This window comes from Lewinella sp. JB7 (assembly GCF_024297185.1).
In the GTDB taxonomy this organism is placed as follows: Bacteria; Bacteroidota; Bacteroidia; order Chitinophagales; family Saprospiraceae; genus Neolewinella.
Genome location: NZ_JANCTD010000002.1, coordinates 296443 through 317736 on the forward strand (window position 1 = coordinate 296443; position 21294 = coordinate 317736).

Below are 21294 nucleotides of genomic sequence, written 5' to 3' on the forward strand. Positions count from 1 at the left end.
GGTCGGACGACCCTGGTATGCCACGCTGCGTACCCGGTGAATTACTGCATTATCCTTCTAAATACAATCGCTATGAAAACACTATTACTCCGCACCTGCCTGCTAGCCACCCTCACCCTGCTAGCCTACGCGTTGGACCTGAGTGCCTATCCAGCCGCCGACACCGATCCACCGGAGTATTCCCAGTCCCGAATGCCGGCCGGCCCCTACCTGCCCGGCGCCCCGCTGCTGAAGGAATGGGCGGCAGCTACCGGCACCACCTTGCCGGCGGAGGAAGTAGCTGCCACGGTTGCCGGAGTGACGGTGAAATCGACGCGGAACGAAAGCGATTACTATATGAGGTTTCATATCAGAGATATTACAAACACGGTTCCCTGCAACTTAGGCCAGACGAAAATTTGGCTGGAGGGCTGGGGGGGTAAATACACCTATACCGGAATTCCTGGGGGAGTTAGTTATGGCAGTCTATTATATGAAATGCCGCTGTCGGATACCCTCATACGGAACGGCTTCAGCAACTTCGGATCTTACGATACTATAGTTGGTCCGGACATGAGTTTAAGCATATTCCCGCGCATCAAATATGTGTGCGTAGGTGGCTACTTTGAAGGACATGCGCTAGGTACAACGACTCGTCCTATATACGCCGACGCCGCCGACGCTAACATTACCATCGGCACCTCCCCGTTACGTGCCCCGATGGACCTGCAGGCTACGGATGCCATCGACGACGACACTATCCGCCTTACGTGGACCAAAGGGACCGACTTTCCCGATAACCTGCACCAGTATTACATCTACCGCGACGGACAACGGGTCGATACGCTATCGGGAACTGCCCGTTCGTACGTGGATGCGGTTGGATTAGGCCAAACACACACCTACGAGGTGTCTACCTCCGTAAGCGCGTACGGCGGTAAGGAGTCATCCAGAAGCCGGGACAAGGGCAGCACTTTTTCCATTGATCTCAAAGCCACGGACGGTACCAAGTATAACGCTACTAACCTGTCGTGGAACAATATATCCAGCGCTTCCGACGAGATCCGCATCGAGCGTAGCTTACCGGACAGCAGTGGACGGGAGGAGATTGCCATAGTGAGTTCCAGCGCGAAGGGCTACAACGTCACGGACGGCATCCCCGGGGTGCAGTACCTGTTTTACGTCACGCCCGTCGGCTCCGGGTTCCTGACCGATTCCGATCTGGGCTACAGCCGTCCCGATGGGAGGGTGAGCGGCCACGTGAAGTCGTCACTCGGGGCCGGAGTCGGGGGCGTAGAGATGACCTTGACTTTACTGGATTCCCTGCCCGCAGGTGGGCGGACGCTGCCGGCCGGATGTGCCGCGACTTACTGTACCACTACGGATATCGAGGGGTACTACGAATTCAAGGACGTCTATTACCACGAGTTGGCCGAGTTCACCGTCAAACCAAGTAAGGGCGGGACGGTCGTCCACGAGTTCTCTCCGGCCACCGCCTCGCGTACGCTGTCGATGAACAACAAGAACGCCGAGCGGGTAGACTTCACCGATCTGACGGTATTCACCGCCAAGGGCCGCATTACCTATCCCGCCGCCTTGAACGGACCGGCCTGTGGCGTTCCCGGGGTCACCGTGCTGATCGACAGCATCGATCAGGGCATCCGGACCAAACGCGACGGCAGTTGGTCGTACGCTATTCAGCAGGAGGGGACCTACACCTTCACCCCCAAGTTCATCCACCACCGCATTGAAACGGCCGCCGGCCTGCCTGAAGTTACGCTCGAGGTCGATGGCGACCGCCCGGGGCTGGACTTCATCGACCGGGAAACGGATACCCTGAAAGTATACGTACAGAACAGTTGCGGGGAGCCCCTGGGCAGTTCCGCGACCCTGCAGATTTACGCCGCAAACAACTGTTACGATATTACCCGCCAAACCGACAGCAATGGGGTACTCGAGATTATTTTACCGGCGCGCGAGTACAGCGTAAAGGTGACTGCCATCACCGATGCAGAGCTCAGCGGCAGCGAAATCATGGCACAGATCGGGAAAAAGGATCAAAAGATCGACCTGACGGTACGCGATACCAGCGAGGTGGTCAGAATACTGGAGGACACCGTCTACATCGAGGAGCAGACCGAAACCCTGGCCAACGGCTCCACCATCATTATCCAGGCGGCGGATACCATTCCGGCCGGCACCCGCGACACCATCCGCGCCGAGGTGCGTCCCGAACTGAGCTTCATCTACCGTTCCCCCCTGGATATATCGATTGATTACGACCTGTCGGGGGTCGACACCTACACCTGCGATCAGGAACCGATAGCGGTGATGGAGCAGGGCCTTGCCTATACCCTGACGATCGACATCAGAGAAGTCCTGGGAACGGATTGCGCCCTCGACACCGGCTACCTGAATATTTACGACTTTGTCTCCGACCGGGGCGATGAGGTAGCTCGGGTACCCATTCGCGACGGTATCGCGACGTACACCGTAGAAGCCGGCGAGCCGAACATCGCGGTAAGCGCAGATCACAACCACGAAAAGTTGCTCTACGTTATCCCGGATGTAGACCTCGTACCAAAAGAGGGGGTAGAGTTCTGGTTCCTGGTCACCGGGGCCAAGATTATCACACCGAGTTTTATTACCCGCTCGCCGGAAATACCTATGCTGGTGCTGCACGACCCCCCCGGCGACAACAGCTACGCCTACGTGGAAAAGGGGCAGTCGTTCTCAAATTTCAACACCCTGGAAGTGAAGACCGGCGGGAGCGCGGGTGCATTTGCCAACCTAGTTGGTGGGGCGTCGTTTAAAACTCCTTTTTCTTCGGCCAAATTTGGGCTATTTGCTGACATCAAGGTTGAAGCCGGAAAGGACAACCAGGATCGGAAGGGATTGACCACTACCCTAACATTTAACGAAAAATTCTCCACCTCACAACTGGACAACCTGACCGGCCACGCCGGAGACGTGTACATCGGCGCGGCGTTGAACCAGGAGTTTTCCGACGCCCAGCACCTGACTTTCGACAACTGCCAGATCGAGATCAAGGAATACCCTACGATCTCTGCCATTGATTTCGCTACAACCTTTGTATATACCGAGAACCACATCAAAAATTCCCTCCTGCCCACCCTGGGTCGCTTACGACAATCCATATTACATATCCAGGCCGACCGGGAATTGACGGAGGAAGAGATTTACGAGGCTAATCACCTGCTGCGCGACAGCATCTCGTGGGTGAACATCCTGGCGAAGAATAATATGTCCAGGGGAGAAGAGGCCATCCTGGTAGAAAACATTTCCTTTAGTGCCGGCGCCCCGATCTACCGCGAGGAAAGCTTCGATACCGTTGCTGAGGTGTCCTACGAATTCGCAGAATTCGTAAAAACCGATTTTGCCCTTGGGTTAGAGGTGGACAATGAGACTGGTTCGTGGCACAAAACAAAAATTGGCATCATGGGCAGCTTCCGCTGGTCCTCCACCAATAACACGGGCTCCACGGACGAGCGCACCCGCACGGTTGGCTACGTGCTTGACGACGGAGATATTGGAGATTTCTTTTCCGTGGACATCCTGCGGGACAAGAACTACAACGTGCCGGCCTTTAACCTAAAGGTGGGTACTACCAGCTGCCCGCAGGAGCCCGGCACCCAGGCCCGCGACCGGCCGGAGATGGTCATCTTTCCGCCGGAGCTTAACGACGTACCCCGCGACGGATTAGCGAACCTCGTGGCCCGCATCTCCAATCGGAGTGAAAGCCGGGAAACCCGGGAATACGCGGTACGGGTGGTGAGTACCACCAATCCGGATGGCGCGCTGATTCGCCTGGGAGGCCAAATTATCAACAACAGCCCCGCCCATTTCTTCATTCCCTACAACCAGACGATCGACCTCAACCTTTCGGTGGCCCGCGGACCCCTGGCCAGCAATTACCAGGATATCCAGCTGATGGTCTATCCGCCCTGCGAGTACGACCTGTGGCAGGACAACGGCAACCTAATGAACGCCGATACCTTCGGCTTCACGGTCAACTTCCAGACGGAATGCTCAGATATCGCCCTAAGGAATATCCACGACGGCTGGATCGTAAATAGCAACAGCAACGACCTGCTGCCCCTCACTCTCTCCGGCTACGACCTGGACAACGAAGAATTTGAGTACGTAGAGGTCCAGATCAAAAGAGACGGGGAAGGATACACTACCGCCATGCGCCTCGAAAAAGCGCAATTGGCAGCCATTGGGGCTAACTACGACCTGCTGCTGGATATGTCGAGATATTCCGACGGTGCCTTCCAGGTACGGGCCGCCGCCTTCTGCGGCGTCAACGGCCACACCTACTCCTCCGAAAAGCGCGGCATCATCGACCGCAAATCCCTGGCTCCCTACGGCATCCCCACACCCAACGACGGGTTCCTACGTCCGGGCCAGGAAATATCGGTGGCCTTCGATAAAAACATCGACTGCAATTTCGATCTGTATACCCCCGTCGTCACGCTCCGCCGCGCCGACACCGACGAGGTGATCGCCGTCACGACCCAGTGCGCCGACCGCCGCCTGATCCTCCAGACCACCCCCCACCTGACCGACCGCGACGATCTACAGGGGGTCCGCATCCACGCTACGGTGGACGGCCTGCGGGACCTCAACGGCAACGTGCAGAAGTACGCCACCGAGTGGAACTTCCTGGTAAATGTGAAGCCCGTCTTCTGGGACCCCGCCCCCATCTACGCTTCGGGTATGGAGGGCCGGTCGCACGTGGTGCAGGGCGTCCTGAAGAACAATTCGAACCTGAGCAAGGCCTTCAGTCTGAACGAAGACGACAACGCCCTGATCCACTACCCGGAGTGGCTCACGCCGCAACAGCAGCGGGGCACCCTGCTTCCCAACGGTAGCTACGTGCTGCACTTCGACGTTGATCCGGAACTGACCCCCGGTATCTACCGGGACAGCATCGTCGCCCTGGTCGACGACAAGCCCGTGACCACCGCCGTCACCTTCGAACTACTGGCCCAAATTATCAATTGGTCGTTCGATCCGACGGACTACGATAACGATATGACGGTGGTGGCGCAGTTCAGCCTCGACGGTACTAACAACTTGCTGTCCGCCGATTCCCGCGACCGCATCGGAGCCTTCGTTAACGGCCAGATACGCGGCATCGCCCAAATCGAGTACGTGGAGGAAACCCGGACCTACGCGGCCTTCCTGCGGGTGTACAGCAACGAGGACGGCTCCGGCAAAGGGGAGGAGGTCACCTTCCGGTTCTGGCGGGCGCTGACCGGCGCGGAGTACGGTGCCAAGGAAACGCTGCCCTTCACCAGTGACGCCCACCACGGCTCGGCCGTTGCACCCATAATTCTGCATCCGGAGGGCCGGTTCCAGGTCATCCCCCTACGGAAGGGATGGAACTGGATCTCGCTCAACGTAGCCGGAGACGATATGTCCCGCGAGCACCTGCTCCAAAGCCTGCTCAACAGTACCTCGGGCAACGACATCATGATCAAATCCACCGAACAAACGTCCGGCTACAGCGCCGGCTCGGGATGGAACGGTAACCTGCGCCAGTTGGAGCTGGGACAGGGCTATCTGTTGCACCTGTCCAATGCCCCCGACACCCTGAAGGTCGTCGGCCTACCCAGTCCCGACCCGCTCTCGGTAGCCGTCAAGTCGGGCTGGAACTGGATCGGATACCCGCGGCTGTTCCCCGAACCCGTGAGCCAGGTGCTGAGTAGTCTAAATGCCAGGAACCAGGATATCATCAAAAGTGAGACCGAATTCGCCATCTTCGAAGGAAGTGCCGGCAGTTGGGCGGGCAGTCTGCGGCAGTTCATGCCGGGGGAAGGCTACAAGCTGCGTGCTACCGGAAAGGGAACGATCCACCACCCAGCCCAGAAGTCGCTGGATTATACGGTGGAGCCTAGCCTCTATGAGTACAACATGAACGTTACCGGCACTTTCGACGCCGCCGCCCTCGGGGAGGATGCCGTCGACGACTTGCGGGTAGTCGCTCTAGTGAGCGGGACTCCCCGTGGGCTAACCGAGTTGATCTACTGTCCGAGTATCGGGGCGTACCGCGCCTTCCTGTTAGTTGCCGGAAACCTGGACGACGCCGGGCAGTCCATCGAGTTCCGCGTGACCAACGAGAAGACCGGTGCCGAGTATCTGGCCAACGGCGAGGAGACGACCTTTGCGCTGGACGATATAGTCGGCTCGGTCGCTGAGCCCTATCTCTTCTTCCTATCTACGACCGACGTGACGGACCTGGAAGCCCGCGGTTACGGACTGGGCCTGAACGTACCGAACCCCGCCAGTGACGCGACCGTAGTGCCGTTCTCGCTACCGGTGGCCGAGCGCGTGCGCCTGGAGCTGATTGACGTCAACGGTCGTTCCCTGCGCCTCATCACCGACGCCCACTATCCGGCGGGTGACCACCGGGTCGAAGCGGACCTCACCGATTTGCCGGCCGGCGTATACATGTACCGGATGACGGCCGGAAACTACGAGCGGTCCCGCCGCATGGTAGTACGGTAGAGAGCCTCCGGAAACAGTAGCTGTTTACGAGCGATGGGCGGGATTCATACTGAATCCCGCCCATCTTTTTGCCTCTCTTCAGCGTGGATTAATCTAACGGGTGACCTCCCGTTCCACCACCGTTTTAATGTGACCGAGTACCCGATCGTGAATGCGGTGAATGATGTAGTCCGACCACAATCGCCAGTAAAAATCCGGGTGGATGTCGTGGTAGTACCAGGTCGTACCCTCCAGTTCGGTACGGCCGTCGGGCAATTCGGTTAGTCGGAACTGGCCGCGTTGCGAGACGAAGTAGTCGTGCAGGTGGGGCGCGGCGACATCCCAGGGGCTGATTTCCCGCAGCGGCTCCGGTTGTTCCTCGACCGTAAAGGCCAGCAAACGTGGCTCATCCCAGACCGTGATGGGCTCCACGAAACTGCCGGTGTTAAAGGTGCAGTACCGAATGGCCCCGATGCCCTTGCCGGTAATCGTTGCCCGGATCGGGTAGCTGATGCCCGCCCGGAACAGCATCTCCCGCGGCGGGTCCAGTTCCGGGAAGGCTACGACCCGCTTCCATACGGCCTGAGGAGGAGCGTTAATAATGATCCTGGTGACCACCGGCTGCACGGTAGCGGACGTACCCGCTTCGACTAAGCCCAGAAGGGTGATCGAGGCGGCCACTAGCGCAATTGAGAGCAGGGTCCGGTCGGGCATCCGGTTGACGATCAGTTTTCCGGCGATTGTTCCAAAGTAGGCGCCGATTACCGCGATGGGCGCGACCATGGCGATACACACCGCCCCTTCAATAGCGAAGAGCAGGAGCAAAACGGTAAAGACCGCCAGGGCAGTAAACCCAACTCTGGCGGCCTCCCAACCGTGGATCTTTCTGCCGTAGCCATACAGTACGGTCGAGCACAGTCCGATCAGGAAAGGCGTCAGCACGAAGAGGGCAATGCCGTAAGTGCCAATTCCGTAAATCCCCCACAGCGTTAGCGGTCCGGCAATCAACTGCGTCAGCCCCGTGGCGAACCAGAATCGAGCTTTACGGGATTTTGACGAGAAGTCCAATACGTGGATAGTTTAGGGGTGCATCCGGAAGCCTCATTGCAATGATACAGCGGGAAAATTAGAGCTTCACCGACACCAGCCACCTATCCGATACTTTCAGGCGGTTTTCGGTCTTCACGCGATTTCCGGAAGTCCACGGCATGGTGTACTGAAAAGCTATAATTACCGGGCCGACCTCATCGGATCAGCGCAGCAAACGCGTAAACGACAGGGAGGCCAGCTTCCACTGCCCTTCTTCCCTGGTGTACACCTCCGTGACCTCGAAGGGGTTGGTTACCTTGTTCCCCCCGACGACCGCCAGCAATTCAATGTTACTCAGCACAATGGCGGTATTGTCGTTGATGATCTCCACCGATTCATCGCGGATGTCGGCGTGCTTATAGTGAATGCCGCCGCTGCGGATCACCTCGACTTCCCGGTCCTTCCCCCAGCTACCGCCCATGTGCACGAACTTCGCTTGGTCGTGGAAGAGATCGGCCAGGCGATCGGCGTCTTTATCCGCCATCCACTGCCATTTATCGCGGGAGAGTTGCAACATCTCGGCCGCCAGGGCCGAATGGCCGCTGGCATCGATAGCCCGGTACTCGACTTCCGGCACGGGTTCCTTCCATTCGGTGGGTGCGTTGCCGGTAATGGCCAGGTAGGTTACGCCCTCATCCGGGCTCGCCCCGTGCCAGTGTTCCACGCCCGGCGTGCAGCGTATGATGTCGCCCTTGCGCACTACCCGGACGGGCCGGTTGCGCTCCTGGTAATACCCCACCCCCTCGGTGATGATCAGTTGCTGACCCGCGGGGTGCAGGTGCCAGTCGAGTTTAGCGCCCGGAGCCGAGGTGGCCACCGCCAGGTGGTAGTCGAAGTTACCGGTAGTGTCGCTCGGAACGTAGAGCCAGATATCACCGGTGTGGTGGACGTTCTCGGCCTTCGTTCCGCGGGGGAAGAGGCTATTCGTCTGGGCGGTGAGTTGCAGGCCTAGGAAGCCGCACACGACGACTAAAGTAGTAGACCGTATGTTCATAATAGGGAATTTTGGTGCGCCGCGACGCATGCTTAGTCGAGATTTTTCTCCGCGAGCCAGTCGGCCAGCAGCCGGGCTACGGCGGTGTTGTTGAGGTCCGACATGGGGAAGTGAGTATTGCCGTGCAGACCGAGCTCCGGCAGCCGAATCAGCGTCACGTCACCCCCGTGGCGGTTGACGGTTTCGGCCCACCGCCGGGCCATGATGACCGCCGCCCGCCACTGGTCCTGGCCGGGATTTTCCACGGGCTCGTCGGGAATATAGTCGCCGTAATAGATGACGATGGGAATTTCCGTCAGGCGCCGAAAGGTGTCCATGGGGACTCCCCGCGCGTTGAGGCGACCGCCGACGTAATCGATGCTCTCGGGCACCTCCCCCTCCGGAAATACGAAATTGCTGCCGGGTTCGAAGGAGGCGATCGCCCGGATGTTGTCGTTTCGTAGGACGGCAAGCCATCCCTGTCCGCCGCTGTGTGAGTGGGTGACCAGAACGGCCGGGCCGATGGTATCGAAGAGCGCCGACACGGCCGCCACGTTCACGTCGATATCCAGCGGACCGGTATCGGGCGTCATTTGCCGGTAGAACTGGTCGAGGGCAACGGGAGCCTGGGAAAACTGGACGCCGGGATAGAATGTCGTCCCCTCCCCCAGTCGAAAAATCCCGAACCAGCGTTGATCGTCGGTAGCCGCCGCGTAGCTACCCGGCCGGGTGGTGCGGCCCGCCAGACCCCGACCGGGTTGGTCGAGGAGGTAGACCGGATACCGGCGTCGCAGGAAGAGTGTCTGGAAGCCTTCCCGCCCGTCGGGGGTGGTCTGCCACGTTTTCATTGACTGTCCGTAGCCGTGCCAGAAGACCAGGGGCAGGGGGCGCGGGTTCACCGGCACCTGGTAAAACACGAAGGCATGGTCGCCGTGCAGGGTCTGTCCGGCGGTAGATGCGTTCGCCGGATCGAACGCCCCGTGGGCGATCGGGTCGAAGCGGCCGGGGCTTGTCTTTACCGTCCCCCCCACCAGCATACTTCCCTGACGTTGGATGGTCAGAATATCGGCGCTTTCCGTGTTCCGCGACGGAACGCAAGACGACACTACGATCATAAGTACGGCAAACAGCGAGGTGCGGAACAAGGAGGGGGGCGTGACCATAGCAATCCTTTTGCGTGGTGAGAGTATTCTAAAAGTCCCGGAAGATCATATGCGTCGGGTACTCCATCCGAAGAGAACCAACGTGATCGTACGGCGCTTCATGAAGCCGGAACTTCTTCTCAGTGTTCGATCTCGTGGGTATCCCGCACGCTGCTAAACGACATGCCCAGCATCTTCCACTCATTCGCATGCCATTGGTAAATCTCGGTGACGGTGAACTCGTTGGAGACCGTATTCCCCCGCACTTCGGCCGTAAGGGTGATGCGGTTCCAGAGCATTACCGTATTGCCGGAGACTTCGACCACGACGTCGTGGATATCCGCTTTTGCGTAATGGATGCTGCCGGTCTCGATTATCTCCAGTTCCCGGTCCTTGCCCCAACTCCCGCTCATGTGCACGAAGCGGGCGCCGTCGCCGAAGAGTTGCGCCAGGGAATCGACCTGCTTATCCGCCATCCACTGCCACTTTTTCCGGGACAGTTCGGTGATTTCATGCTCGGTGACGGTGGTTTGTCCAACAACCAGGGTTGAAGTGAACAGCACTAAGACTATGGGAATGAAGACTTTCATATTCGATGATTTTATCTTTCAGTTAAGCAAACTTTGGCGTATCGGGCGGGAACGCGGGAGAAATGCATGGACTGTATAGCGATGTCCGGTTATTGCTATCGACTCATCCGCCGGAAGCCCCATTCTCCAGCACTTCGAGGGCTGCCTCCCCGGCGGCGGCACCGGCGGTAATGCCGATGATTTTAAGCACGTTCCTTAATTGAGCATCCGTCATTCCCAGATTACGGGCAATGCCCAGGTGGCCGCGCAGCATCGGCGTTACGCCGCCCAGGCTTGCCAGGATGCTAATGGTGACAATCTCCCGATCCCGGTAGCTCAGGACATCACGCTCGAACAGATCGGCGAACAGATGCTCCTTAAGAAACACATCCATCGCCGGCGCGAAATCCCCGTAGTCGGAGCGCCCCTCCAGGGGCCGGCCGATCAGTTCCTCCAGCACCCGCTTTCCGCGGGCGTACTTCGGCTGGTGTTCCGCAATGGCGCCGGCGTCCGGACCGGTAGGATCATCGATCCCGCGTTCCCGCCGTTCCTCCAGCGTGGCCATCAGAGTGCGGAGGCTCCGAATGCTGCGCGGAAAGCCCGCGTAAGCGTACAGGTGGGTGAGAGCCTCGCGGCATTCGTTGACGGTGAGTCCCGCGTCGAGAGCGTCGCCGAGGGCGGGCTGCAGGGCTTCCAGCTTCCCCTGGGCGGCCAGCGAGGCGATCGTCGCCAGATGGCGGTAACGCGCGGCGAGGTTCTGCATGCTGTCGTTCTCGGCCCGTTCGACCGGAATGCCCGCCCGGTACTCGGCATCGGTGACTGCTTCGCCCCACTGCACGCGACCTTGAGGATGCTCCGACGTCATAGCCATCTGTACGAACCAGCGATCGTTGGCCGCCCCGTGCCAGTGGGATACGTCAGGGGGGCACTGCACGGTCTGACCCTTCCGCAGTACCCGTACCGGCTCGCCCCGCTGCTGGTAGTAGCCGACCCCGTCGAGCACCACGAGCGTTTGCCCGGCCGGATGGGTGTGCCAGTTACTGCGGGACTTCGGTGGAAAGGTGACATTCCCTACCGCTACCGCCTGTTCGCCGTTTTCGATGGTTACGAGCCGTTCCACCCAGACGGTTCCCGTGAAGTTCTCACTTTCAAGACGTAAGCCGGCCGGGAATACCGTATTCACCGAGTCGGGAATAGTGACCTGCGCCCGCCCCGGTTGGGCGCATACGGTCAGGCAACAAAACATAAACAGGATGCGGAAGACACGGGTGAACATGATGGTCATTTACGTACAGTGCACAAGGTGCCATTAAAATAGCGCATCCCCCTACCCCGGTTACGGGTATACCGACCCCGATTACGGATGGCACTCCCAAGGGTGATTTAATCTTCCGGTTTGCACCTACCTTACTGATCGAAAAGCAAGCTCCATGGAAGATATCCTGCACTTCGACACCATCAAACAGTACAGCGCCTTCAACAACCAGGATACGCGTCACCCCCTGGTGGGCGTAATTGACCTGTCGTTGGCGAACCCCCGCCAGCTGCGGCGCATGCGGTTCAACTTCTACGTGGTATTCCTGAAGCAGGTTCACTGCGGCGATCTGCGCTACGGCTGCCACTCTTACGATTACGAAGAAGGGACGATGGTGTTCATTGCCCCCGGACAGGCCATCGGGGAACGGGGGACCGAGTTCTATCAGCCGAAGGGCCGTGCCCTCGTTTTTCATCCCGATCTGCTCCTCGGCTCCCCCCTCGGACAACGGATGAATGAGTACACCTTCTTCTCCTACGCGGCCAACGAAGCCCTCCACATGTCGACCCGCGAACGGGAGCTCATTACCGACTGTCTCGATAAGATCGACGCCGAGCTTAATCAGCTCATCGACAAGCACACCCAAAAACTGCTGATCTCCAACATCGAGTTGCTGCTCAATTACTGCATCCGCTTCTACGACCGCCAGTTCATTACCCGCGCCGGAGTTAACCACGGCATCCTTGCCCGCTTCGAGGCACTGCTCCATGATTACTTCCAGGATGCGGACCAGGACCGCGACGGTCTCCCCTCCGTAGCACACTTCGCCGAAGCGCTCTTCCTCTCCCCCAATTACTTCGGCGACCTCGTCAAGAAGGAAACCGGTAAATCGCCCCAGGAGCACATTCAGGCCCGGGTGATCCAACTAGCCAAGGAACGCCTCTTCGACTCCGACCGGACCATCTCCGAAATCGCCTACGGTCTCGGCTTCAAACACCCCCAGCACTTCAGCCGGATGTTCAAGAAGTCGATGGGTATGACCCCCATGGAGTACCGAAATAACTAGGATTGATCGAGATTAGGACGCTGCTATAGATTAGGTCAGTACGTCAACTTGAGGTTAGGCGAGCAGAATGGGGGAACATCCCGCCGACACCCGTGCGTGAAAGCTGAGCTCGCCACCACCAAAATAGTTTGCTCATTGACGAGTTGCCCCGCTCCCGCGCTCGCCGCCCAGGTCACCAGTTTTGTCGGCATCGAGCTTTCTACGACGTTCGACGGCGACCATACCGTTTTCGTGGCGCGGAGTCTCGCAGTGGCGTCGCAGGGCGGAAACCACCTTGTCGCCGACCGGTCGTCACGATAGCGGCGTCGGTAAAAACCGCGGTGATCACCTTTAGATTTTCCTGTGCGGACGCGGGAGCAACAAACAAACAAAAGAGCAGGCAGCAACACGCAGGGAGCAAGCGGGCGGGGAGCACCCCGGAAGTGGCTCAAACTACCGGCACCATTCGGCGCTACCTCCCCCCTTATTCAATAGCACCGCTCATCGGGCCGCTTTCACTTAGACTTTGGTGGGCGGCGGGGGCGGCGGCGTTTGCGTCGGGGGCTCCGGTGTCCGCTTTGGATCCGGTTTGGTGGGATCTCCCGAGCGGTCGACGGGTTTGTCCTCATTGAATTTATCGAGGATGCGACGCATTTGCTCGCCGGCCGCTTCCCGCCCCCCGAGGCCGAAGCTCAGGGCTACCGCTACGGCTACGGCGCCGAGGGTAAGTCCGAAGGCCAGGTTGACGATATCGTCCGCGATACCCATCGTACGCAGGGCAATGGCTAGGAAGAGGCCGAGGATGACGATGCGTGCCAGTCCGGCGAGGAAGGTATCGGTGCGCCCGCTACTCATGGTGCGGTAAGCCAGATTGGCCAGATAGTTGCCGAGTACCAGAATGACGAGGCCGAAGGCTATCTGCCCCGTAACCTCGAAGATCTCACCCAGGATGTAGCTTAACTGATCGAATTCGAGTTGCTCTACCCCCGTGAGGATGCCCAGGAACATGATGAAAAAGAAGGCAACGTTGGCCAGCAGGGTCGAGAGTTTCGTGGTGCCGATGATCTGGTCAAGTTCGAGGCGGTTAGCCAGTCGGTCGGTCCCCATACTTTCGAGAAGCCCCTGCAGCAAACCGGTCACGAATTTACCCCCTATGTAGAACAGGCCGATGATGATGGCCGCCGCGAAGATACGGGGAATGGCCTCCAGGAAGGAGCGCAACATGTCGTTGGCCGGCTCCGTGATGCTGTCCAGCCGCAGGGCGTCAAGTGCCGCGATCAAGATGGGAATAAATACCAGAATGAAGACCAGATTCTGCAGAATGCGGGTCAGATTGATCTCGTGCTTTAGTCCGGCCCGCTGGCTCACACCTTCCAGGAATCCGGCGGCCATACCCACCAGTCCGCTGGCGATCTTGGCAATCACGTAGCCGATAAAGCCGATAAGCACGGCGCCCACGATGTTGGGAATGAAGGCCAGGAAGTCTCCGACCATATCGTTGAGGGGACGCATGACCGAGTTGATGCCCAGCACGTCGAGTGCCGCGAGCAGGACCATGACCATAACGATGTAAAAGACCAGCTTCGCCAGCGCCCGTTCGGGATAGACCGTAGAACTGCCGGTCCCCCGGGCAACCCGGTTGTCCAGGTCCGTTTTCTTAAGCAGTTTTTCCGTCAGCTTTTGCAAGAGCTTGGCGACGAAATAGCCGATTACGAGGATGAGCAGGGCGGCAATGATGTCGGGTACCGCATTGCCCAGGCGGTCGAGCCAGAGCTCCATTCGGGTAGAGAAGTCCATACGCAGTCGAAGTGTTTGTTAGGGAAATATAATGCCAAACAAACGACAATCCGACAGCCTAGTTCACAAAACTTTGGTGGGCGTAATTTCTATCCACACAATAATCGACCCGGACCGACCAGCAATCCGGTCGGTTGCCCAACCCCCTTCGGTACTGATCGCCCGCTACTGTTCCTTCAGTACGTACGATTCCACTCCGAACATCGACCAGCGGTAACCCACCCCAAGTTCCAGCATCAGCCCCGAGGCCTCCGCCAGCTTATAGGCCTGGTAGTGAACGCTCAGGTGCAGATTGATGTGCCCGGCACTAACGGTCGGCGATCCGTAGAGATAGTCGAAACTGCCCGGGCCCAGGGCGAAAGTCCGGTTTACCCCTAGTCCGAGGGTTGCGCCCTCGTTCCGCAACCAATCGCGGTCGTGGTCGGACAGGCTCGGACTCAGATTTTGCTGAGCGAACCCGACCTCCCCCTGTACCAGGTAATCTCCCAGGTAGCGGCCATACAGTAGTCCGACGAGGAGAGTTGGCGGAGCCTCGTTCAATTCCCGATTCGTGGTAATGGGATAGGGTGCGCGTTGCTTGTTGCCGTATACCGACATAAACAGGCCGTACGCGCGGGCTTTCTGGTCCACGTAGGCCATATCGATGCGCATCCCGCCCCCGAACGCCAGGTAGCGCGAAGGCTTGCCGATGAACTGATTGACCGCCCCTCCGACCAGCATATCGAAGCGCTCGACGGACCGGTTCAATGATTCGAAGTCCTCCCGCTTCGGGCGGTAGTAGCTTGCCGACATAGGTTGGTAACTGCCCAGGGGCACGCTCGAGTAAGTCGGGTAAGTGAGTGACAGGATGTACAGGGTTTCGCGCGGCCGTCCCGCGGAAATCGCGGGGTCAAAACGGGGCAAGGTCAGCGTTCGCTGCCGCAGGCTGTCGATGATCGCCGGATTGGTTACGTTGTACGTTTCCTGTAGATGGGCGCGGCCGCTCGTGTCGACCGTCATGATCAGCTCTATGGGGCGACCGGCAAGGCTGTCGCGCTGTCCCCGGCTAAACTCAATACCGAAGTAGGTCGCCGCCATGCGGCTGGCGGAATAGGGCGCAATGGCCTCCCTATCATCTACGGGAGTGCCCTGTCCCCACAGCGCCGGTGAGATCAGAAAAATCAGGAACGACAGCAGTAGCAGTAGGATGCGATTCATATTTATTCCTAACGGCCACCCTGGCCCTGCCGCACCCGGTTAGCTGAATTTAATTTAGCAGGTATACCTTAATATTGATAGGAAAATTTTGGATGAGTAATTCGGATTAAATTCTTGGTTGATCATACCACTGCCAGCTGACGACCAGGCTGCTGGGTTAAGGTGCCGTAGATCGCCGATCATATGGAGGGAATCGTATCAAGTATGGTCATTCCGGAAGCGGGCATTACCTATTTCAGACCAACTAGCCTTAATATCGGGCAGGCGCCGGAAGGCCTCCGGACTCACCGACTTTTTATCGCAGCAACCTACGTACTATGCAAGACCTCACCATTTCCAGGGTAGAACTCTTCCGGGTTCCGCCCCGCTGGCTATTCGTGAAGCTCACTACGGCCGACGGGATCGTCGGCTGGGGCGAACCGGTGGTGGAGGGGCGAGCCGCTACCGTGGAGGCGTGCATCCGGGAAATAGAAACCCACTTGATCGGACACTCCGCCCACCGCATCGACGACTTCTGGCAGATGATTTACCGGGGCGGATTCTACCGCGGGGGACCGGTGCTCATGAGTGCACTCTCCGGCATCGATCAGGCGCTGTGGGACATTAAGGGCAAGGCGCTCGGAGTGCCCGTGTACGAGCTGCTGGGTGGGGCCGTGCGCGACAGGGTGCGCATCTACGGTTGGATTAATGAGGAAACACCGGAACAGTTGGCCGCCGCCGCCCGCCGCCGCGTGGCGGATGGCTTCACCGCCCTCAAGATGAACGCCTGTGAGAAAATGTACTGGATCGACAGTCCGGCGAAGGTGGAAGAAGCGGCCGCTAAGATGGCGGCCGTCCGGGAAGCCGTGGGTAACGAGGTGCTCATCGGGCTCGATCTGCACGGACGAGTGCACAAGGGACAAGCCAAGGCCATCATTCGGGCCCTGGAACCCTACCATCCCTACTTCTTCGAGGAGCTGGTGCTCTCCGAGAACAACGATGCCCTGAAGTCGCTGCGCAATTTCACCCACGTGCCCATCGCAACCGGCGAGCGCATGTATTCCCGGTGGGATTTTAAGCGGGTACTCGAGCAGCAGGCGGTCGATATTGTCCAGCCCGATCTGAGCCACGCCGGCGGCATTACCGAAGTAAAAAAGATCGCCACCATGGCCGAGGCTTACGACGTGGCCATCGCGCCCCACTGTCCGCTCGGACCGATCAGTCTGGCCGCGGCCCTCCAGATCGACTTCAACTGCATCAATGCCCTCATTCAGGAGACGAGCCTGGGCATCCACTACAACGTCGGCACCGATCTGGTCGATTACCTCGTCGACCCCGACGGCTTCGGTCTGCGGGACGGCCACGTACCAATAATGACCAAGCCCGGCCTAGGCATCGAGATCAATGAAGACAAGGTGCGGGAAGCCGCCACGGTGGGCCACGACTGGAAAAACCCCATCTGGCGGAATCCGGACGGATCGGTAACCGAGTGGTAGCATGATCTCTTCAACCACATCGACCGGAAAGCGCTACAACATACTGGCCCTCATCTTCGTAACCGTAGTGATCAACTACATGGATCGAAGTAATATCTCCGTGGCCGCCGCCGCCATCAGCGAAGAACTCGAACTCACCAAGGTGCAACTGGGCCTGATCTTCTCCGCCTTCGGACTTACCTACTCGCTGCTGCAGATCCCGGGTGGTATCCTGGCGGACTACGCCCGGCCGCGAATTCTGTACCCGGTCTTGCTGGTCCTGTGGTCGCTGGCCACCTTGCTGCAGGGACTGGTCAGTTCGCTCGCGGCACTGATCGGCCTCCGGGCCTCCATCGGCGTATTCGAGGCCCCTTCCTACCCCACCAATAATAAGATCGTCACGAGCTGGTTTCCGGAGCGGGAGCGGGCCTCCGCCATCGCGGTGTATACCTCCGGTCAGTTTATCGGACTGGCCTTTCTCACCCCGGTGCTGGTGACCATCCAGGCCTACTTCGGCTGGCGGGGACTCTTCATCATTTCCGGGTTGGTGGGCATCGTGTGGGCGGCAATATGGTGGTTGGCCTACCGGGACCCGCGGGAACACGAAAGCGTCAGTCAGGAAGAGCTCGACCTCATCGAAAGCGGTGGCGGTATTCTGGACGAGCGGCGCGACGAGGTGAGCAAGGAGAAGACATCATTCCAGCTCTCCGAGCTCCGGGAGGTGTTCGTCCACCGCAAGCTGTGGGGGATTTACCTTGGTCAGTTCTGTCTTGGCTCGCTGTTCATTTTCTTCCTGACGTGGTTCCCGACTTACCTGGTGGAATTTCGGGGGCTGGACTTCATTAAATCCGGTTTCCTGGCCTCCATCCCTTTCCTGGCGGCCTTCTTTGGGGTGCTGCTGGCGGGTTTTTTGTCTGACCTCCTCGTCCGGCGGGGGGTGAGCAAGGAAGCGTCGCGGAAGGGGCCGATCCTTATTGGCATGCTGTTGTCTACCTCGATCATCGGAGCGAATTATACGGACAGTACCGCATGGATCATTTTTTTCCTGGCGCTGGCCTTTTTCGGTAACGGGCTCGCTTCCATTTCGTGGGTATTCGTATCGCTCCTCGCGCCCCGCCGCCTGATCGGTCTGGCCGGCGGCGTCTTCAACTTCATTGGCGGATTGGCCGCCGTGGTGACGCCCACCGCCATCGGCTACCTCGTGCAGGACGGTGATTTCGCCCCCGCCCTCTTCTTCGTGGGGGGGATGGCTTTTCTCGGATTCTGCAGTTACCTCTTTCTGGTGGGGAAGATCGTCCGCGTTGGGGAAGAAGAACATTCATCGCTCCTATGATGGCGTAGCTCCCGCGCTACGCCGCCCAAAAAATCTGTTGCCTTATGTTGCGAAACGCACTATTCCCTTTCCTCCTTATTCTACTAATTGGCTGCAACGACCCACAAGCTTCCGACCCCTCGACCAACGCCGATGCAGCTACCGGCGGCTTTCCCTTCGTCCTGCCGGACACCCTCCCCGACCGCCCGCTGAGTGCCGCACTCGAACGAAACTATACGGCCTACCCGGCCCCGCGGCCCGAGGAAAACGAACTGTACTCCCAGTTCAAGTACACCGAGCTCAAAGGCTTCGATTACAACGGAGGCGACGGAACGATCTCGCGGCGGGATCCCTCGAAGGTAATCTTCGCGAACGGGAAGTACTACATCTGGTACACCCACCGGCACACGCCTACCCCACCCCAGGGAGCGGAGAAGTCGACCGAAACGATTCCCTCCAGCGACTGGGACATAGCCGACATCTGGTACGCCACCAGCGAGGACGGATTCACCTGGACCGAACAGGGGGTCGCCGTACCCCGACCACCGAAGCCGCAGGTAGGTTGGCGGTCCGTGGCCACCACCGATATCCTCGAGTGGGAGGGCAAGTACTATTTGTATTACCAGGGCTTCATGGAAGCGAGCGGGAAGCGGGGCGACGACTGTCCGATAGCCGTCTCCTACGCGGATTCTCCCGACGGTCCGTGGACGGCCCACGGCGAAGTGGTGATCCCGAACGGTGCCGCGGGCGAGTGGGACCAGTACTCCATCCACGACCCCTACCCCCTAGTTCACGACGGTAAGATCTACATCTACTACAAGTCCGACTTCGGCGGCGAGGGCAAAAAGCTAGTGCGCATGCACGGACTGGCCACCGCCGATAATCCCCTGGGGCCGTTCACCAAGCATCCACTGAATCCTGTACTCAATTCCGGGCACGAAACCACCCTCTTCCCCTGGAAGGAGGGCATCGCCGCGCTAATCACTAGGGACGGCAACGAGCACTACACGGTGCAGTACGCGGAAGACGGCGTCAACTTCGAGGTCGCCGCCATTACGGACCTTATGCCGACGGCGGCGGGGCCCTTCATCCCGGATGCCTTTACCGATACTAAGGATGGGCGCGGCATCACCTGGGGCATCGCCCACCTAACGAACGTGACCACCTGGGCGCAAAATCACGCGGTGCTGCTGCGCTTCGACTGCGACTTGAGCCAGGACGTGCACGACCCGGACATGAAGAACCACAGCTACTACTATAAGCCGGACTTCTACTACCAGCACGGGCTGACGGCCAAGGAACGGGATCGCATCGAGGAGGCTAATGCCGCCCTGCGCAGCCGGTAATTATCTACTGCTCCTCGGCAGCTGCTCAGGCCCCAGTCCGTTGGTAAGGTCGCCGCCGCACTCGTCCAGGAGGATGGCTTTTAGTTCGGCGACACGCCGCTCCTGCGTTCCCGCCAAATCGTGCTGCTCCGTGTAGTCGTCCGGGAGGTAATACAGCTGGTAGAGGTCTTGGGCACGCACATAGCGCAGCTTCCAGCCCTCGTATGTGACGATGGCCGGACCCATCATGGATGAAGTGACGGTGTATTCGCGGTGGGCGGATTCCCGACCGAAAAGGGTACCGGCATAGGAAACCCCATCCTTATTATCTACGGGCGGCTGGCCGATGATCTCCGCCAGCGTATTCAAAAAGTCGTAGTTGCTGACCATTTGCTCGCTGACGGAATTCGGTGCGATGTGCCCCTTCCAGTACCAGAAGAGGGGGACCCGCGTGCCGCCCTCCCAGTTGGAGCGCTTGTGGCCGGACATGCCGTCGTTACCGTCGAAAACGTCCCCGACCGCGGCCGTGGTGAAGCGTGTCTTCACCTGATCGAATCGGTTGCCGTCCAGGTCGGTTTTGCCCTTCGAAGTGCGCCCCTCGGCGGCGTAGTAAATTTCGTGGCCGTTGTCGGAGGTGAAGACGAGGATGGTATTGTCGAGTTCGCCCATCTCCTCTAGCTTTTGGTAGATGCGGCCGACGTCGTCGTCAAGCATTTTGACCATGCTGGCGTACTCCTTTTCCAGCTCCGTGAGCCCGGGGTGGTCGCGGAAATCGGGGTGCACCGCGGGCACCATAATCGGACCGTGGGGCAGCTGGGTAGGAAAGAAAACGAAGAAGGGCTTGCCGGTTTTTTGCGGGTGGTGCTCGTCAAGAAAGCCCAGCATCTTGTCCATGATGATGTGCTCGGAGTAGACGGCCTTGCCGGTCATATCCCAGCGGTCGCGGTAGGCTTCCGGGGAGTTGCTCTCCCTGGTCTTCGCACAGTCCACGTGGGTGTTGCCGGGAATCTCGACCTTCCTGCCGTTTTCGAAGAGGAAGGGCGGATAAAAGCCGTGGCAGCGCTCGTGGTCGTAGTAGCCGAAGTGATGATCCCAACCGTGGCGCTTCAGTCGGGTGGGGGTAGTTGCGAAGCCCCACTCCAGTTTGCCGAACTGGGCGGTCACGTAGCCCGCCCGATGAGCCACCTGGCCAAGAAACACCTCCCCGGCGGGCGCCGGCGCGACGGTGGCTTCCACCCGCTCCACGATCTGGTCCAGGGAGAGGGTTCGGTCCAGTTCCTTGTAGATGCCGGCCTTCGTGACCCGCTGCCAGGGCAGGTTGCGTACGTCGTGGCGGCCGGTGAGCAGACTCATGCGGGCGGGTGCGCAGTAGGTGGCCCCGTACGCCCGCTCGAAGCGCATGCCTTCCCGGGCCAGCCGGTCGATGTGCGGCGTGGTGATGATGCTTTGTCCGTAGGTACCGAGCAGACCGCGGCCGAGGTCATCGGCGTAGATGAGGATTACGTTGGGCTGTTGGGCGCGCACGAGCGACGGTGCGAGTACCAGGATCGCGGCGAGGAGGAGGTAGAGGGTCCGTGCAGTCATGTTTGTCGCTTGCGTAGCGGAGGGAAAGCGACCAAACTAATACATTGGAATCGGCGCATC

General features: G+C 59.2%; 13 protein-coding genes. 5 read left to right on the forward strand and 8 right to left on the reverse strand.

All coding sequences use genetic code 11. The annotated features are described in order from the left end of the window. Positions 1–72: 72 nt before the first annotated feature. A complete protein-coding gene (locus NMA52_RS04770) occupies positions 73–6513 on the forward strand; it encodes a T9SS type A sorting domain-containing protein (protein WP_254826504.1) in 6441 nt (2146 codons plus the stop codon). Positions 6514–6606: 93 nt separating this feature from the next. Here the strand turns inward: NMA52_RS04770 and NMA52_RS04775 are convergent, their stop codons facing one another. The 5 genes from NMA52_RS04775 to NMA52_RS04795 all read right to left on the reverse strand — a co-directional run bounded on the left by NMA52_RS04775 (position 6607) and on the right by NMA52_RS04795 (position 11541). Next, positions 6607–7560: a hypothetical protein gene (locus tag NMA52_RS04775; protein ID WP_254826505.1), complete on the reverse strand. Its 954-nt coding sequence runs from the start codon at positions 7558–7560 to the stop codon at positions 6607–6609. Between the two features lie 184 nt (positions 7561–7744). Continuing rightward, positions 7745–8575: a DUF4440 domain-containing protein gene (locus NMA52_RS04780; RefSeq protein WP_254826506.1), complete on the reverse strand. Its 831-nt coding sequence runs from the start codon at positions 8573–8575 to the stop codon at positions 7745–7747. A 32-nt stretch (positions 8576–8607) separates the two neighbouring features. Continuing rightward, positions 8608–9717, reverse strand: coding sequence for an alpha/beta fold hydrolase (locus NMA52_RS04785; protein ID WP_254826507.1), 1110 nt, complete (start codon positions 9715–9717; stop codon positions 8608–8610). 119 nt (positions 9718–9836) lie between these two features. Beyond that, positions 9837–10286: a nuclear transport factor 2 family protein gene (locus NMA52_RS04790; RefSeq protein WP_254826508.1), complete on the reverse strand. Its 450-nt coding sequence runs from the start codon at positions 10284–10286 to the stop codon at positions 9837–9839. A gap of 103 nt (positions 10287–10389) precedes the next feature. Further along, positions 10390–11541 carry a carboxymuconolactone decarboxylase family protein gene (locus tag NMA52_RS04795; RefSeq protein WP_254826509.1) on the reverse strand — a complete coding sequence of 384 codons (1152 nt, stop codon included), beginning with the start codon at positions 11539–11541 and terminating at the stop codon, positions 10390–10392. A gap of 154 nt (positions 11542–11695) precedes the next feature. Between NMA52_RS04795 and NMA52_RS04800 the strand changes: the two genes are divergently transcribed. Continuing rightward, entirely contained in the window at positions 11696–12586 is an 891-nt protein-coding gene (locus NMA52_RS04800) for an AraC family transcriptional regulator (RefSeq protein ID WP_254826510.1), read from the forward strand. Between the two features lie 498 nt (positions 12587–13084). On the opposite strand, the gene NMA52_RS04805 is transcribed toward NMA52_RS04800, so the two are convergent. Together NMA52_RS04805 and NMA52_RS04810 are read right to left on the reverse strand one after the other, a co-directional pair. Further along, positions 13085–14362, reverse strand: coding sequence for a mechanosensitive ion channel (locus tag NMA52_RS04805; protein WP_254826511.1), 1278 nt, complete (start codon positions 14360–14362; stop codon positions 13085–13087). Positions 14363–14527: 165 nt separating this feature from the next. Further along, positions 14528–15559 (reverse strand): hypothetical protein, encoded by a 1032-nt coding sequence (locus NMA52_RS04810; RefSeq protein WP_254826512.1) that lies wholly within the window; start codon positions 15557–15559, stop codon positions 14528–14530. Between the two features lie 317 nt (positions 15560–15876). On the opposite strand from NMA52_RS04810, the gene dgoD reads away from it, so the two are divergent. The 3 genes from dgoD to NMA52_RS04825 are packed head-to-tail and all read left to right on the forward strand — an operon-like array spanning position 15877 to position 19671. Next, complete coding sequence (gene dgoD / locus NMA52_RS04815; protein ID WP_254826513.1) at positions 15877–17034, forward strand: galactonate dehydratase; 1158 nt, start codon at positions 15877–15879, stop codon at positions 17032–17034. Between the two features lies 1 nt (position 17035). After that, positions 17036–18346 carry an MFS transporter gene (locus tag NMA52_RS04820; RefSeq protein WP_254826514.1) on the forward strand — a complete coding sequence of 437 codons (1311 nt, stop codon included), beginning with the start codon at positions 17036–17038 and terminating at the stop codon, positions 18344–18346. A gap of 44 nt (positions 18347–18390) precedes the next feature. Continuing rightward, a complete protein-coding gene (locus NMA52_RS04825) occupies positions 18391–19671 on the forward strand; it encodes a family 43 glycosylhydrolase (protein WP_254826515.1) in 1281 nt (426 codons plus the stop codon). Here NMA52_RS04825 and NMA52_RS04830 read toward each other — a convergent pair whose 3' ends face one another. Continuing rightward, complete coding sequence (locus tag NMA52_RS04830; RefSeq protein WP_254826516.1) at positions 19672–21234, reverse strand: sulfatase-like hydrolase/transferase; 1563 nt, start codon at positions 21232–21234, stop codon at positions 19672–19674. It abuts the gene before it with no gap. Between the last annotated feature and the right edge of the window lie 60 nt (positions 21235–21294).

Bases quoted from the DNA above. Each gene is read 5' to 3' on its own strand.
- NMA52_RS04805 (WP_254826511.1), bottom strand. From the start codon at position 14,362: ATGGACTTCTCTACCCGAATGGAGCTCTGGCTCGACCGCCTGGGCAAT.
- NMA52_RS04795 (WP_254826509.1), bottom strand. From the start codon at position 11,541: ATGTTCACCCGTGTCTTCCGCATCCTGTTTATGTTTTGTTGCCTGACC.
- dgoD (WP_254826513.1), top strand. From the start codon at position 15,877: ATGCAAGACCTCACCATTTCCAGGGTAGAACTCTTCCGGGTTCCGCCC.
- NMA52_RS04825 (WP_254826515.1), top strand. From the start codon at position 18,391: ATGTTGCGAAACGCACTATTCCCTTTCCTCCTTATTCTACTAATTGGC.
- NMA52_RS04780 (WP_254826506.1), bottom strand. From the start codon at position 8,575: ATGAACATACGGTCTACTACTTTAGTCGTCGTGTGCGGCTTCCTAGGC.
- NMA52_RS04790 (WP_254826508.1), bottom strand. From the start codon at position 10,286: ATGAAAGTCTTCATTCCCATAGTCTTAGTGCTGTTCACTTCAACCCTG.
- NMA52_RS04830 (WP_254826516.1), bottom strand. From the start codon at position 21,234: ATGACTGCACGGACCCTCTACCTCCTCCTCGCCGCGATCCTGGTACTC.
- NMA52_RS04820 (WP_254826514.1), top strand. From the start codon at position 17,036: ATGATCTCTTCAACCACATCGACCGGAAAGCGCTACAACATACTGGCC.
- NMA52_RS04800 (WP_254826510.1), top strand. From the start codon at position 11,696: ATGGAAGATATCCTGCACTTCGACACCATCAAACAGTACAGCGCCTTC.
- NMA52_RS04810 (WP_254826512.1), bottom strand. From the start codon at position 15,559: ATGAATCGCATCCTACTGCTACTGCTGTCGTTCCTGATTTTTCTGATC.
- NMA52_RS04785 (WP_254826507.1), bottom strand. From the start codon at position 9,717: ATGGTCACGCCCCCCTCCTTGTTCCGCACCTCGCTGTTTGCCGTACTT.
- NMA52_RS04770 (WP_254826504.1), top strand. From the start codon at position 73: ATGAAAACACTATTACTCCGCACCTGCCTGCTAGCCACCCTCACCCTG.